This window comes from Anaerolactibacter massiliensis (genome assembly GCF_900290205.1).
Taxonomy (GTDB): Bacteria; Bacillota_I; Bacilli_A; order Erysipelotrichales; family Erysipelotrichaceae; genus Bulleidia; species Bulleidia intestinalis.
Map to the genome: position 1 here is coordinate 383,806 of NZ_OLMH01000003.1, position 14,725 is coordinate 398,530.

The following is a 14,725-nucleotide window of genomic DNA, read 5'->3' on the forward strand; positions in this document are numbered from 1 at the left end:
AAGAACCTGTTTTTGCAGTTTTGCTTTTTCCGATTCTATTGTAAATGGGAAGGGAATCAGGCGTGCAGTTACATCTTTTCTAACTTCTGGTTCCCAAGCGTAAGCTATTTTTTCTTTGCAAGCTCGTAAAAATAACGCTCGCTCTGGTGGGGAATAAATACATGAATTGATGATCATTTATGTTAAAATATAAATGACCAGTTTGAACAGTTTCTTTTCAATAATTTGAAGCTTTATTGCCTATAGGGAGAGGGAACATGAATGTTGCAAGATATAAGAACGGAGATTGAAAACACTTGAAGTTGGTACCATTATTGAGAAAATTGACATCGAGAGATACGGGAAGCATTACACGGGTATGAAGGCGGGACCCGAAAACGAGATGGCTTTTTCACGGAGGATAATGAGACGGAATTTCAGGGGCTGCTTGATGAGATGAAAGATGAGAAGACAAGCCGCTTTTGCTGAAACGATGCTTGTAACAAGATGGGACATTTTAAAAATCTTAATGCTGACTTCGAGTGTAGTGGCAATTTTGGATGTGCAGTATGCTTACTAATAGTCTCACGTCTAGGGATCTTCAATGAAAGGATCATTATGAAAAAAATATTTAATACAGTCATTGCTTCATTACTAGCATTTGTATTAATAATTCCTGTTAATGCTGAAGGTGAAGAAAACGAAGATTTTAGTCAAGTGGAAGAAAGGATTCTGGAAATTAACGAAATTGGTTTACAGTCATCGAATATTATCGCCGAGAGAATTGACTATAAGGAAGACTATGCTGTTGCACAATCTGTTGAAAAGCGTAATATAGCTGGTAATGTTGATCAATATACGATAAATCTATCGACTTATGCATATGATCCAATTGGCTCTACTTTTCAACAGGGTCTATATAATGCACAATTTATTGTTTTTGTTGAAAACAGATATGCTTCAAATTTAACATTTCGAAAACCTGTGTATTATACTCAGAAAATAACATGGTTTGACAGTGGTCTTGGAAATCCTGCAACGATGACATCAAATGCGACTTTTTATGGAACGTGGGGGCCGGTTGGCGATCCACAGGACACAGGTTATGTCGAGCCGTCAGCTTTGACTACATCAGGGACAAGTTTAGGGACGCGATATACAGGTGCAAATAAATACTTTGTTGTCAGTCTGACAAATTCCTGTACTTTTAAAATCTCAACTGTTTGGAATGTGAAACAATCAGGGCAGAAAACACTTAATAGTAATTTTTGGCTTTGGTAGTCTAATAACTCATTAGTTTACATCACAGAGTTATTAAGACAGATAGTTTGTATCATGTCGGGATAATTTATGAAAAACTATAAACAGATCATCATCCTATTTATTTCTATCGTATGCAATATAATTCTTGTAATTATGAATTATATAGGCCCTAATTTCAGTACGCCTAAGTTAAACGATCCGGCTTATTTAGAACTAAAGGGGTGGAAAACCCTAGTGCTTGCACAGTCTGGAAGTGATTCTTTGCTGATTACGGCGGATGAAGACGGCGGAATTATAAAGAAATATAAGCTCAATGATCGCTATTATGCAATGATTTACGATCAGAAACAAGACGTAATTCTGCTTACGTCACCGTCATACGTACTTTCAATTGGGGAAGATGGAATACAGAAAACAAGCGAAACAATTGATGATTATAATTCGACATGGTACTGCGAAACATCTTGTTTTAATAGTACGATAACTGTTCATTCCGGCATTTTTGTTCAGACAGACAAGCGCCTTTCCGGGTATGAGAATTCTCTAGAGAATGCTATATACGGGCCCATACTAAAGGCAGATCAGTTTGATCAAATGATTCTGTCTGCGGCAATTACCAGGTAAATCAGTATTTGTTTAGTATGAGGCAAAGCTCGCAGCAATGCGGGCTTTTCTTTTGGCGCTGGGAACCTGAGACATGCCAATTTCCGTAAGCGTCAATAGGACTGCAACTTGTTGGAGGCTGCCGAAGACCCTATCCTGGAGAGAGGCTAAGGAGAAGGATTATGGTAAAAGATATTCATACTCATGAATGGTGGCTTCCGTTTCTGACGGAGTATCAGCAGAGCGGGAAAACCATCAAGGATTACTGCAAAGAGAAAGGGTTCAATTATGATGCATTCTACTGGCACCTCCATCGTGAGCAGAGAGAAGCCGTCGATGATTGCGGTTCTGATTGTTATGAAGTGCTTCCGGTCGCAGTAACCGATCACACTAGTGAGTTCATCAGGGTTGAGATCAATGGAGTTAACATCTGCGGAAGTACGGATGACCTTCGCAGGCTTCTGGGGATCTGATTATGAAACTGGTAAGAGATGACGTCCGGCTGTATCTGATTACCGGAACGGTAGATATGCGGATGGGAATTGACGGGTATATTGCAGTGGTGCAGAACAGACTGCATATGAATGTCTTTGATAATTCCATATTCCTGTTCTGCAACAAGGATCATAGCAAGCTGAAGATGCTGTACTGGGATTCTACTGGGTTCTGGCTATTCTACAAACGGCTTGAAAAAGGGAACCATTTCAAATGGATTCGTGATGAAGAAAATCATTCGGCCGCAATCACCGAGGAGCAGTACGGATGGCTGATGCAGGGACTGAAAATTGATCAGAAAAGGTCTATAGAAGCAGTCTCGAAAAAGTGTGCGTGAAGTCTCGGAAAAAGGCTTATTTATAAGCTTTTCTGAGGTTTCTGCGGTATAATAATTACGAGGAGACTGAGGCAGAATTCAAACAGAAATACAGTTCACTCACTGCTGATCAGATGCTGGATGCAATGTATCAGATGTATCTGGCCAACTGCTCTCTGAAAGAGAGAATCAACAGTGCTCGCCGTGATAAGTTCGGCTCAAAAAGTGAACATGTTTCTGTTGAACAGCTGTCTCTTTTTAATGAAGCTGAGTTTGTTGCGGATCACTCTTCGGATGAGGTTTCCGAGCCACAGCAGAAACTGGAAACGAAAAAGACGAAACAGAAGAAGTCTCGTAAAGATCATCTGAAGGAGCTTCCTGTAAAGAAGAGAACCGATCTTTACCCTGAATCCACTGAAGTGGATGGTCATAAGATGAAGGAGATTGCGCCTGAGGTAATCCGCATTTCTCATTACCAGAGAGCGGAATACTATACGGAAGAAATCATCTGCCATCGTTTTGCTTATACCTTCATCACTGAAGAAGGCGAAGAGAAAACGATCATTCATGAAGTGCCGAAGGAAAAGAAACCGAAGCGGATGATTAAGAATTCTCCTGCTTCTCCGGAACTCCCTGCACATTTTGCGTATGAGAAGTACATTCTCGGTCTTCCTTTCGACCGGATTGCGAAGCATCTTTCGAATAACGGAATTCCACTCTCTAAACAATATATCTGCCAGCTGGTGATTCACTGCGGAGAGAAATACCTGAAAGCAGTCATTGATCGAATGACTGCAGATCTCAGACAGTGCCATGTTGTGAACATGGATGAAACGGAACTGGAAGTACTTGAATGGCTGCAGAAAGAGGGACGGCAGGCGTGCAGAATCTGGGGAGCGCTGACAGGACCGTTTGAAAAGAAACAGATGGCTCTGTTCTTTTATAGCAAAACTCGAGAACAGTCTTTCCTCTACGAAATACTGGGGACACAGTTTCATGGAATTATTCAATCAGATGGGTATCAGGCATATACAAATTACTTGCCCGCTCTGATGAAAGTCGGATGTATGAGTCATGCTCGCCGAAAATTCTTTGATGCCATGACTGCAGACAAGGAAACCTACAGTGCATTCAAAAAAGCGAAGCAGAAAGGCGAAAAAGAAAAGATACTGAGACAATATCCGAGATTTGCGGATACTTTTAAGATGGTCGCAAAGATGGACAAGCTGTTTGATATTGAGAGAAGCCTTAAAGCTGAACAGGCGGATCCCGAAAGAATCAAAGAAGTCCGCAATGAGAAGGCAAGACCGATCATGGAGGAAATCCAGGAATACAACAACTATCTGAAAGTAACTTATCTGCAGACCGGCAAGCTTGGAGAGGCAGTTACTTATCTGAACAATCAGTGGGAATACCTGATGAATTATCTGAAAGACGGAGAGGCTGCCTTATCCAACAATCTTGCGGAACGCGAGGGAATGAAACCGATCGTTCTCGCCAGAAAGAACTTCCTGTTTGCGGATACAGAGAGAGGCGCAACAGTCAGTGCATATTATTTTTCGATTCTGATCTCTGCTAAGCTGAATCATCTGGATCCAGAGAAATATCTGGCATATCTCTTCCGTGAACTGACTGAACATGATCTGAGCCCTAAATCCATAGAACGAATCCTGCCCTATTCCGATCAGCTTCCCGATACGCTGAGAGTCAGATAGCCTATCAAAGATAATCCCCCGGCACATCTATGTCCGCCTTTTCAGACTTTGGTGTGCCGGGGTTAATACTATGCAGACCTATTGACGCTTACCAATTTCCTACGCGAAACAATAGTCGATTGCCGTTTTTTTGGGTCGAGGCTGTTTTCGCGTTGGAATTTCAGATGCCTGGCGTGCTCTGGTGCAAATTGGAAAATCGCATTAAATCGACTATAATATAAACATATCAAATATTTCTTTGGAGTATTTAGCACACACATTTTAGAAACCCCTGCATAGGGAAACTGAGCAGGGGGAATCCTCTGCTTTTTGTCCAAACAGAAAGGAGAGGAAGAAAATGATAACCGTTTGGATAGATGAGCTGACGCCGTGTCTAAAAGATATGGAAACGGGGCTCGTGGTTGCAACAAAAGTAGCGCCAATACGGCGCCGCTCACGTCTCGCAGAGTATACAGAAGATACTGGATGGTATGTAAACTGGCAAAAGTTGTACGATGAAAATGATGTATTCGCATTGACCGTCGCAGGCACGTCGGAGTTCCAAGGGTTGATTACACTGCATGACAATCCTGATCCAAGCATGAACGCCGCATATATTGCATGGATGGTTGCCGCTCCGCAAAACCAGAAAGTAAGGCTGCAAAACGGCGAACCCCAAAAGTACTCTGGCGTCGGAGGACATTTATTCGCAATTGCCGGTCGGTATTCCCGGCTTCACGGTCATGATGATGGCGCAGTGTATGGATCTGCGGCAAACCAAAAACTTCTGAGACATTATGTTTTAGCACTCGGAGCAGAGCCGATTGGCACGGTAGATCAAGACATCTTTCGATTCATGATTTGCGGAAAAGATATGGACCGTATTGAGGAGGTATATACGTATGACATTGCGGAATTTTGACTGGGACGCCTATCGCCAAGAAGTAAAAAACATGCGCGGACCGATTCCAATGGAGGAGTTTCCGCTTCTCAAATGCAATGTAGATTATCGTGGCATGATCGCCTATGCAAGAGCTCATGGCAAGCATGTACCCGACCTGACTGATGATGAGAAGGCAATGTTTGTCGAAGGCGGAAAAACGCACCTCCATGAACCTGGCGGATGGCTATGATTAAGCTCGCAGCAATGTGGGCTTTTTCTTTTGTGCGGCCCGCATACAAGGGTGCGCTTCAGACTGAAACATGCCAATTTCCTACGCGAGACGAGGGACGATTGCCGTTTTTCGGGGGTTGAGGCTGTTTTCGCGTTGGAATTTCGGCTATCCTAAATAAGCGGTGGAAATCCGAAACTATGCCTTTATGACGAATATCGGAGTCTGGTGGAAAGCCAGGCTCTTTTCTTTTGCTCTGCCAGATACATGAAAATGTGCCACTGGTGGAAATTGATGGTTGCATGGAGACCAGTCAAAAACAAGTGACTGGCGGAAATGACAATTTGGCACAATAAAAGCCACATGGCTGCATCACTGCAAACCGTGTGGCCTATGAGCGTCTGTTACTGTCCCTCAGACGTAGAGAATCCATAGTATTCCGCAGCGTATCTGTTCCGGTCTTCTGCCGCCATTCCTTTGGTGTGTTCCTCGATGTATTCCTCGTCACGATACACTTCCAGAAACTCAACCGGATGGAAACTGTCTTTCCATAGTCCCATCGGATTGTCATAAGGGCTGTTGCCATCCATGACCCATTCTTTCAGAGCATTCCGTTCCTTATCAGTCATGGTAGTCTTCTCAATGTATTCCTTATACTGCTTTTCAAGGTAATCCTGCTCCGAGGCAGCCAGCTTAACGTTGAATTTCATATCGTCTGTCCATCCTGTACTGAGCATAATACATTCACATGAAATATTCCATAGCTTTATGTGTTCTTGATTAAATAACTGGTTGAAATGACACTAAGAGCACCTATAATATAGGTAGGTAAGTATATTCTGAGGGGTGTAGATATGTCTGAAACATCAACGATTGAAAGCATGATATGGAACATTGCGGACTACGCAAGAGACGCAATTGACCGCAAGGATTACAACAAGATTGTACTGCCGTTCTCCCTTCTGAGAAGACTGGAATGTGCATTGGAGCCAACCAGGGATGCGGTGGTTGCCAAGTATGAAGAGAAGAAAAACGAATGGGGCGATGAGGATGACAAGTACTGCACTGTCTCAGGCTACTCCTTCTACAATATCTCGCCAATCCGCTTGAAGACCATCGGCAACCAGACTCTGGCAGCCATGAAGACCTATGTGGAGTCTTTCAGCCCGAACGTCCGTGAAATCTTCCAGGCGTTTGACTTTGAAAGCGTCTGCTCCAAGCTGGACAACAAGAACCTGCTCTATGAAGTATGCAAGAAGTTCAGCGCCATTGACCTTGGAACAGATGTTGTTTCCGACAGAGACATGACGAACATCTATGAACACCTCATCCAGAAGTTCGGCGATGAGATTGCGGAGGATGCCGAAGATTTCATGACCCCTCGTGACATCGTAAGGCTTTCCGTCAATATGCTTTTTGCCAATGAGGAAGACATTCTGGAAGCCGACAAGGGCAATGTCAGGACGCTGTATGACCAGACATGCGGTACATGCGGCTTCATATCTGATGCCCTTGACCAGATTGAGGAATGGAAGACTTCCAACAAGCTGAAGCATCCGACAGTCATTGTCCCTTATGGCCAGGAAATCAACGATACCACATGGGCAATGGGCAAGGCTGCACTCCTGCTGCGTAATGTTTCCAATGACGATAATGACATCTACGACCAGACAAAAGACCTCTCAGAGCATATTCTGAAGGGCGATACACTGAATGATGACCAGTTCGGAGGACAGACATTTGATTTCCAGCTCTCAAATCCTCCTTATGGCAAGAAGTTTGAAGTGGAATACAAGGATGTCATGGATGAACATGACAGATACGGATACATGGGCAGATTCGGCGCAGGTGTTCCTTCTGTGGATGATGGCTCTATGCTTTTCCTGCAGAATGCAATCTCCAAGATGCGTCCGGCAGAAGAAGGCGGCGGCAAGATCGGCATTATCCTGTCGGCATCGCCTCTCTTTACAGGCAAGCCCGGCAGTGCCCCGTCTAACATCCGCAGATGGATTCTGCAGAATGACTACCTTGACTGCGTAGTGAAGCTCAGCACGGGAGAGTTCTACCGTACTGGCATCAACACCTATCTTTGGGTGCTGACGAACAAGAAGCCGGAGGAACGCAAGGGCTTTGTGCAGCTGATTGACGCAACAGAACACTATCATTCCATGCGCTCCAATATTGGTAACAAGAACCGTGAAATGAATGATGAGGACATTGCGTGGGTGGTCAAGACCTATGTTGATGGGCACAACGGCGGCAAGTCCGTCATGGTTCCTTATACAGACTTCATGTTCCGCAGAGTGACCACGCAGAGGCCGCTCCGTGAAATGATCCGGCTCAGTGCAGACAAACTGGACGAGTTCAAGTCTGATCCAAAGATTGCCAAGCTGACCGCCGACAATATGAATGTGTTGGTAAATGGCCTTACAGAGGCGGATGGCAGCGAGCTGAAGCCGTATTCCTGGGCTGGTGAGTTTGCCAAGAATATCCGTAAGAAGATGGAGAAGCCGAATGTGGCAGCATCCGTCATTGAGAAGGAAATCATCAGCATCTTCGGTGTAAAGGACAGCTCATACGAGCCTGTGACTGATAAGAACGGTGAAGTTGTGTCTGATCCAGAGCTGAAGGACACGGAAGACATTCCATGGGGTATGGATTTCAATGACTACATGGCAAAAGAAGTCCTGCCTTTTGCACAGGATGCATGGATTGATGAATCCGTAACAGATACAGGCAATCTCAGCGACCATGGTATTGGTGTTGTGGGCACGAATATCTCCTTCAACCGTTACTTCTATCACTATGAAGAGCCAAGGAAGCCGGACGATATCGCCAAGGAGATCGTTGAGTTGGAGAAAGGGCTTGGCTCCTTTGAAGAGGAGTTCCTGAAATGACGCGGCTGAAGAATCAGTTCAAAATATATGCTGGATCAACGCCAGATAGTAAAAACGAAGAATACTGGAATGGCAACGTTGTTTGGGTGACACCGGCTGATTTCAAAACAGATGATAAGTATGTGAGTAAAGGTGCAAAGACACTCACAGAAGCAGGATACGCTTCGTGCAATACAACACTTGTTCCAGCAGGTTCCCTTGTGGTTTCAAAGAGAGCGCCAGTAGGAACAGTCGCAATAGCAGGTACAAAGCTATGCACAAACCAGGGCTGTCTTACGTGTGTTCCAAAGGCTGGGGTTAATTCGGAATTCTATTATTACGTCTTATCTTGTATGCAGAGGAACATGGAATCATTGGCGCAAGGAACAACTTTCCTTGAAATTTCAGCACAGAGCTTTGCAAATATGTCAGTTCCTGCTCCAAGCACTCAGAAGCAAGCAGATATTGCAATATATCTGAGAGAACACTGTTCTTCTATTGATTCCGCCATTTCCAAGCACCAGCAGATCATTGAAAAGCTGGAAGAATACCGCAGGGCTGTCATTACGCAGGCTGTAACCAAGGGATTGAATCCGAATGTGGAAATGAAGGACAGTGACGATGAAACCATTCACGAGATTCCAAGCCACTGGCTTTGGACAAGGGTAAAGTTCTCTGTAACTGTTGTACGTGGCGGTTCTCCGCGACCAATAGAGCAATACGTCATTGGTGAAAAAGAAGATGGCTATAACTGGATTAAGATAGGAGACGCGACTGGCGGTGGTAAATACATCTTATCAACAAAGCAGAGAATAAAGCCGGAGGGCTTGAGCAAGACAAGACTTGTCCATTCTGGAACACTTCTGCTTACAAACTCAATGAGCTTTGGGCATCCATATTTCCTGCAGATTGACGGTTGCATTCATGATGGCTGGCTTGCTTTCTCTGATTACAAAGGCATCAATCCAATGTTTCTCTATTACTATCTTATGGCTGAAACAACTGCTCACCAATTTACAACAACAGCAGATGGAAGTGTTGTTCAGAACCTGAACATTGATAAGGTAAAAAATTCTCACATTGCACTGCCACCAATGAATGAACAGGCGGAAATAGCCGCATATCTTGATGAAAGATGCGAAATGATAGACACACTCATTGAAAAGCACAATCAGCTTATTTCAAAGCTGCAGGAATACAAGCAGTCCCTTATCTACAATGCCGTTACGGGCAAGATTGACTGCACAGCGGAGGCATAAACATGGACGATACATTACATCTTGAAACAGAGTTTGAAAAGTATATCACCCGCAAGCTGAAAGGACTCAGCGACAGCGATGAATGGATGGTAAGTAACAATGATGAAGGCTATGACCGTGAGCATGCCCTCTACTTCCCCGATTTCGTGGAGTTCCAGCGCAGACTCGCCCCGGACAAGCTGGCAAAGATGCAGGAGCGGCTTGGCTCTACCTTTGAGCTGAACGTCGTAAAGCGTCTGGTTGCCTCCCTGGAAGCCAACGGAACGGTTCAGACGCTCCGCAAGGGCTTTCCTTATGCCGGATTCCAGACGATTACCTGCTGTGCCGAATGCCCGGACAACCCGCTGATTCGTGGCGCAGATGAGGCTTATAAGGCCAATATCCTGCGTGTCATGCGTCAGGTGCATTACCAGACTGCCGGAGAGAAGTCCCTGGATCTCGTGTTCTTCATCAACGGCATTCCTGTGGCTACGGCTGAAATCAAGACCGAAATGACGCAGACCGTCCGTGATGCCATTGAGGAATACCAGAACGAGCGCAAGCCTATTGAGCCTAAGACTGGCAGGAAGAACTATCTGCTCATGTTCAAGCGCGGTGCAGTTGTTCATTTTGCCATTTCCGAGAATGAAATCTGGATGTGCACCAACCTTGAAGGCAGAAAACCGAAGTTTCTGCCGTTCAACCGTGGTACGGAAGACGGCCACGCAGGCAATCCGCCGATGAAGGCCGGGGACAAGGATTATCCGACAGGCTACTTTTGGAATGACATCTGCCAGCGTGACCACTGGCTCAGAATCTTCCTGCACTATATCTTTGTCAGAACAGACAAGAAGGAAGACGCTACAGGCAGGCTCAAGGATGTCACCACACAGTATTTCCCCCGTTTCCATCAGTGGGACTGTGTAACGAAGATCATCGCAGACGTGAAGGACAAGGGTGTTGGCAAGCCCTACCTTGTGGAGCACAGCGCAGGTTCTGGAAAGACCAATACGATTTCATGGCTGGCAGACCAGCTGATCCGCCTCAGGCAGCCGAATGGTGATAAGACGTTTGATTCCGTGGTTATCATTTCTGACCGCAACAGCCTGGATACCAACATCAAGGGAACTATCGGTCAGGTTGAAAAGACCACCGGAATCGTTGAAATGATTGGCGGTACAGCAGACAAGCGCACCAACGGCGCAAAGAACAAGGCTCTGGTGCAGGCACTGCATGACAAGCGTGAAATCATCGTAGTCACACTGCAGACTTTCCCTTATGCCTTTGAAGCGATTGCGAATGACAAGGAGCTGATCGGCTCCCACTATGCCGTCATCATTGATGAAGCTCATTCCTCGCAGACAGGCATCGACGCTGCCAAGCTGAAAGGCGCGCTGAAGCTGGCACATGATGAGAAGAAGCTCGAAGGTGATGAGAATGGCGAAATCACCGATGAAGAGATCATCAATGCCTATATCAAGCAGGAACAGGCAGGACGTGCAAACCCTGAGAATGTGTCCTTCTTTGCCTTCACTGCCACGCCAAAGGCTGAAACCATGACGCTGTTCGGCACGCCAAGCGACAGGATTGACGAGAAGACAGGCGAACCTGTACCTGTATCCTTTCACAAGTATCCGATGCGCCAGGCCATTGAGGAAGGCTATATTCTGGACGTTCTAGAAGGATACATGCCTTACAAGACAGCATATCAGATCAGCCAGACCAATAAGGCTGAAGACCACAGGCTCTATGATTCCCGCAAGGCCAAGAAGACCATCGCACAGTGGATGTCTCTGCATCCTACCAACGTGAAGCAGAAGGCAAAGTTCATTGTGGATCACTTCGTGAAGAACGTAGCCCCGCTGCTTGACGGCGATGCCAAAGCCATGGTTGTCACGGATTCAAGAGCCGCTGTTGTCCGCTACAAATACGCCATTTCCGCATACCTTGACGCTCACCCTGAATACAATCAGAACCGTGTTCTGAGCAATCTGCGCTTCAAGGTGCTTGGTGAGCCATTGGTTGCCTTCTCCGGCAAGCTGAACGGTGAAAAGGCAGTTCATCCCGATGACGGTGAGTTCGAGACGGATGCGGACTATCTGCAGAATCCGTTTGCCATGATCAAGAAGGATTACGACTACACCGAAGACAACATGAACAACATTGATGTCTCCATTGAGAGTGCCTTCAATGAGAAGAAGTACCGCATGCTTATCGTGGCAAACAAGTACCAGACAGGCTTTGACCAGCCGAAGCTGTGCGCCATGTATGTTGATAAGCCTATGCAGAACGATATTGAAATTGTACAGACGTATTCCAGGCTCAACAGGACGCATTCCGGCAAGGATAAGGTATTTATCGTCGATTTCGTAAATGACCCTGAAACCGTAATCAATGCGTTCAGGAAGTACGATACAGGCGCACAGATGGAGTCTGCACAGAACAAGGATATCGTGTATGAGATCAAGTCCAACCTTGATGATTCCAGCATCTATTCCACCATGGAATACACAACCTACAAGAACGTCCGCTATCAGAGCATTCTGAGCATGGGCGATGCCTCAAAGGATGATGAGAACCGCAAGAAGCTGTATGCCTGCCTTTCCGCTCCGGCAGAAAGATGGTCAGACCTCTACAAGGCACAGAGAAATGCCGTCATCACATGGCATGAAACATATCTGAAGGCCAAGGAAGCAGGCAACACAGACATGATGAAGCGTGCGGAAGACAAGATCGACGAAGCACAGAAGCAGATTGACGTTCTCTCTACCTTCCGCAAGAACCTCAGAAAGTACTGCAAGGCATATACCTACATCAGCCAGATTGTGGATCTCGATGACCCGGAGCTGGAAATCTTCTACGGCTTCTGCACACTGCTGAGCCACAGGATCAACGGCGATGATGGTTCTGAGGTGGATATCAACAGTCTTGTCATGTCCGACTACCGCATCAACAAGCTGGATGTACCGGATGACCCGGACGATCATCACACTCTGAGACCGATGACCGCCGGGCACATGACAAGCGGCGGCAAGCAGGAAGAGCTGGATGACATCATCCGTCAGATCAACCTCATCTGGGGCGAGGATACACCTGCCGAGGAAGGCGCTGAAGTCCTCAACGCCATCGCAGACAAGGTGTCTGCCGACGAAGTATCCCGCACACAGATCCGCAACAGCAGCAATTCCAAGGATGCCATCATCCAGGATGGAAGGCTGGCACGCATTGTTACAATGGCAGCCATGCAGTTAAAGGGCGAGGAATTCACGGCTATGGTCAATAAGATTCTGAATGACCCGCAGTCCTTCAATGCCCTTCTGCCTATCATTTACGATCTCGTGAATAACAAGCAGCGTTTCGATGTTGAAGCTGTCCAGAAGGCTGACAGAGACAGCAGGAAGAAGAAGTAACCGACAGCCGGGAAGGAGGTTTGCGGATGCCAAGGAAACCAAAAGGCAGCGGTGAAATCACTGTCACTGACCCGGAATTAGTCAAAGAGCTGTTCGGCGTTTATCCGGCAAATGCCCGGTTTATTCATGAAGCCCATGAAACCGGAACTCGCACGATAAACGGGGTGGAAACAACGGTTGAGCAGACAATCCGGGAATTTGAGCTGGCATATGCCGGAGAAGTACCGGATATCTGCCCGAAATGCGGAGCGAAGATGTCTAAGCACGACAACCGGACTGTTACGGTCAGTGATACACCGAATGGCGGAAAACCAACACGGCTCTATGTGACAGTGCCCCGGAAGCGCTGCAGCAATCCTGACTGCCGGTACATCTGGAAGGCGGAAATGGAAGGTATTGATGGCAAACGGAAGATCACGACACGGGCAGAATGCTCAATTGTAGAACAGTGCGTTCGGAACACTTTTGAAGAAGTCGGACGCAACTACCCGATGACAAGCGTATCAATACTGAATATCTTTTCGGACTTCATAGGCAGCCACGGGGAGATCATGCAGTTCCGTATGCCGGAATACCTGGGCATTGATGAAATCAAGGTCAATGGCAGGTTCATCACCGTCATGACCAACCTTGAGAAACACACCATGTACGACCTGCTGGAAAAACGCACACAGGACTTCCTGGAAGATCATTTCGCATCACTGCCGTTATCAGAGCGTGAGAAAGTCCGGTGGGTGTGCAGCGACATGTACAGGCCGTTCAAGAAACCGATTGGTGCATATCTGCCGAACGCAAAATGGGCGATTGACCACTTCCATGTGGTGATGAAGGCCAACCTTGCCGTGGATGAGATACGGAAGAATATTCAGTCAAAGTATCCTGGCAAGACTGGGCCGAAGTTCAAGCATGGCCCTGCATATACGCTCAGAAAGCGTCTGAAAGACCTTGACGCAGATGAGGCAGACGCAATCAGGTGGATGAGAGATGACCCAGACCTGAGCCCATTGGCAACCGCTTATGACATCAAGGAAGACTTCTTTAACATCTACGATGAGAACCAGGCTTCCAAGGAGAATGCAGAACAGGCGTTTGCGGACTGGGAGGCAAATCTGCCGCCTGCACCGGAAGATGAGCATGAAGAAGACATTTATGCCCCGTTCCGTGAGCTTGCGGCAACCGTGCATAACTTCTACGAGCCGATATTTGCCATATGGGACTGCGACATTGCCATATCCAACGGCTATACCGAGTGCAGCAACCGTCTGACAAGGGAAACACACCTCAGAGGACGCGGGTATTCGTTTGATACGCTGCGTGCCAAGGTTCTGCTCCGCAATGTCAATATCGAGAAGGCAATCAGAGAAGGCTCTGCCGATTATGATGGCCCTGTGCTTACTGAGAACAACATGTCCAGCCTGCAGTATTACGAGCAGACAGCCAACGATGGTTATGACCTCACAGCCCAGGCTTATTCCGCTGACGGCCATACGTTCGACAGCGAAACAGGAGAACTGCTCGACGACAACGATGAGCAGCCAGACAGTGACAATCTTAATATAACGGATGACAAGGAATCGTTCTGAACAGGAACGGTTCTTTTCTTATCTTAAATGTAAGCGTCAATAGGTCTGCATAGTATTAACCCCGGCACACCAAAGTCTGAAAAGGCGGACATAGATGTGCCGGGGGATTATCTTTGATAGGCTATCTGACTCTCAGCGTATCGGGAAGCTGATCGG

The 14,725-nt window shown here is 46.5% G+C and carries 12 protein-coding genes; 11 read left to right on the forward strand and 1 reads right to left on the reverse strand.

Going from position 1 to position 14,725, the window contains the following annotated elements:
* Positions 1 to 597: 597 nt before the first annotated feature.
* From C7E00_RS15885 to C7E00_RS15915, 7 genes are all read left to right on the forward strand, one after another.
* The gene (locus C7E00_RS15885) at positions 598 to 1,260 is read left to right on the forward strand and encodes a hypothetical protein (RefSeq protein ID WP_105305280.1); all 663 of its coding nucleotides are present in this window, start codon (positions 598 to 600) and stop codon (positions 1,258 to 1,260) included.
* Positions 1,261 to 1,329: 69 nt separating this feature from the next.
* Positions 1,330 to 1,866 carry a hypothetical protein gene (locus C7E00_RS15890; RefSeq protein ID WP_105305281.1) on the forward strand — a complete coding sequence of 179 codons (537 nt, stop codon included), beginning with the start codon at positions 1,330 to 1,332 and terminating at the stop codon, positions 1,864 to 1,866.
* Between the two features lie 161 nt (positions 1,867 to 2,027).
* Positions 2,028 to 2,318, forward strand: a complete 291-nt coding sequence (gene tnpA, locus C7E00_RS15895) for an IS66 family insertion sequence element accessory protein TnpA (protein ID WP_105303206.1) — start codon at positions 2,028 to 2,030, stop codon at positions 2,316 to 2,318.
* A gap of 2 nt (positions 2,319 to 2,320) precedes the next feature.
* Positions 2,321 to 2,677 carry an IS66 family insertion sequence element accessory protein TnpB gene (gene tnpB / locus C7E00_RS15900; protein WP_105303207.1) on the forward strand — a complete coding sequence of 119 codons (357 nt, stop codon included), beginning with the start codon at positions 2,321 to 2,323 and terminating at the stop codon, positions 2,675 to 2,677.
* 125 nt (positions 2,678 to 2,802) lie between these two features.
* Positions 2,803 to 4,371 (forward strand): IS66 family transposase, encoded by a 1,569-nt coding sequence (gene tnpC, locus C7E00_RS15905; RefSeq protein ID WP_167836656.1) that lies wholly within the window; start codon positions 2,803 to 2,805, stop codon positions 4,369 to 4,371.
* A 337-nt stretch (positions 4,372 to 4,708) separates the two neighbouring features.
* On the forward strand, positions 4,709 to 5,272 hold the full coding sequence (locus C7E00_RS15910; protein ID WP_105305283.1) for a hypothetical protein: 564 nt from the start codon (positions 4,709 to 4,711) through the stop codon (positions 5,270 to 5,272).
* Positions 5,253 to 5,483, forward strand: a complete 231-nt coding sequence (locus tag C7E00_RS15915; protein ID WP_135358274.1) for a hypothetical protein — start codon at positions 5,253 to 5,255, stop codon at positions 5,481 to 5,483. The genes C7E00_RS15910 and C7E00_RS15915 overlap by 20 nt, the downstream gene beginning before the upstream one ends.
* 383 nt (positions 5,484 to 5,866) lie before the next feature.
* On the opposite strand, the gene C7E00_RS15920 is transcribed toward C7E00_RS15915, so the two are convergent.
* Entirely contained in the window at positions 5,867 to 6,172 is a 306-nt protein-coding gene (locus tag C7E00_RS15920; protein ID WP_105305022.1) for a hypothetical protein, read from the reverse strand.
* Positions 6,173 to 6,316: 144 nt separating this feature from the next.
* On the opposite strand from C7E00_RS15920, the gene C7E00_RS15925 reads away from it, so the two are divergent.
* The 4 genes from C7E00_RS15925 to C7E00_RS15940 are packed head-to-tail and all read left to right on the forward strand — an operon-like array spanning position 6,317 to position 14,569.
* On the forward strand, positions 6,317 to 8,359 hold the full coding sequence (locus C7E00_RS15925; RefSeq protein WP_105305285.1) for a type I restriction-modification system subunit M: 2,043 nt from the start codon (positions 6,317 to 6,319) through the stop codon (positions 8,357 to 8,359).
* The gene (locus tag C7E00_RS15930; RefSeq protein WP_105305286.1) at positions 8,356 to 9,597 is read left to right on the forward strand and encodes a restriction endonuclease subunit S; all 1,242 of its coding nucleotides are present in this window, start codon (positions 8,356 to 8,358) and stop codon (positions 9,595 to 9,597) included. The genes C7E00_RS15925 and C7E00_RS15930 overlap by 4 nt, the downstream gene beginning before the upstream one ends.
* A 2-nt stretch (positions 9,598 to 9,599) precedes the next feature.
* Positions 9,600 to 12,986: a type I restriction endonuclease gene (locus tag C7E00_RS15935; protein WP_105305287.1), complete on the forward strand. Its 3,387-nt coding sequence runs from the start codon at positions 9,600 to 9,602 to the stop codon at positions 12,984 to 12,986.
* Between the two features lie 26 nt (positions 12,987 to 13,012).
* On the forward strand, positions 13,013 to 14,569 hold the full coding sequence (locus C7E00_RS15940) for an ISL3 family transposase (RefSeq protein WP_105305288.1): 1,557 nt from the start codon (positions 13,013 to 13,015) through the stop codon (positions 14,567 to 14,569).
* Positions 14,570 to 14,725: the final 156 nt, after the last annotated feature.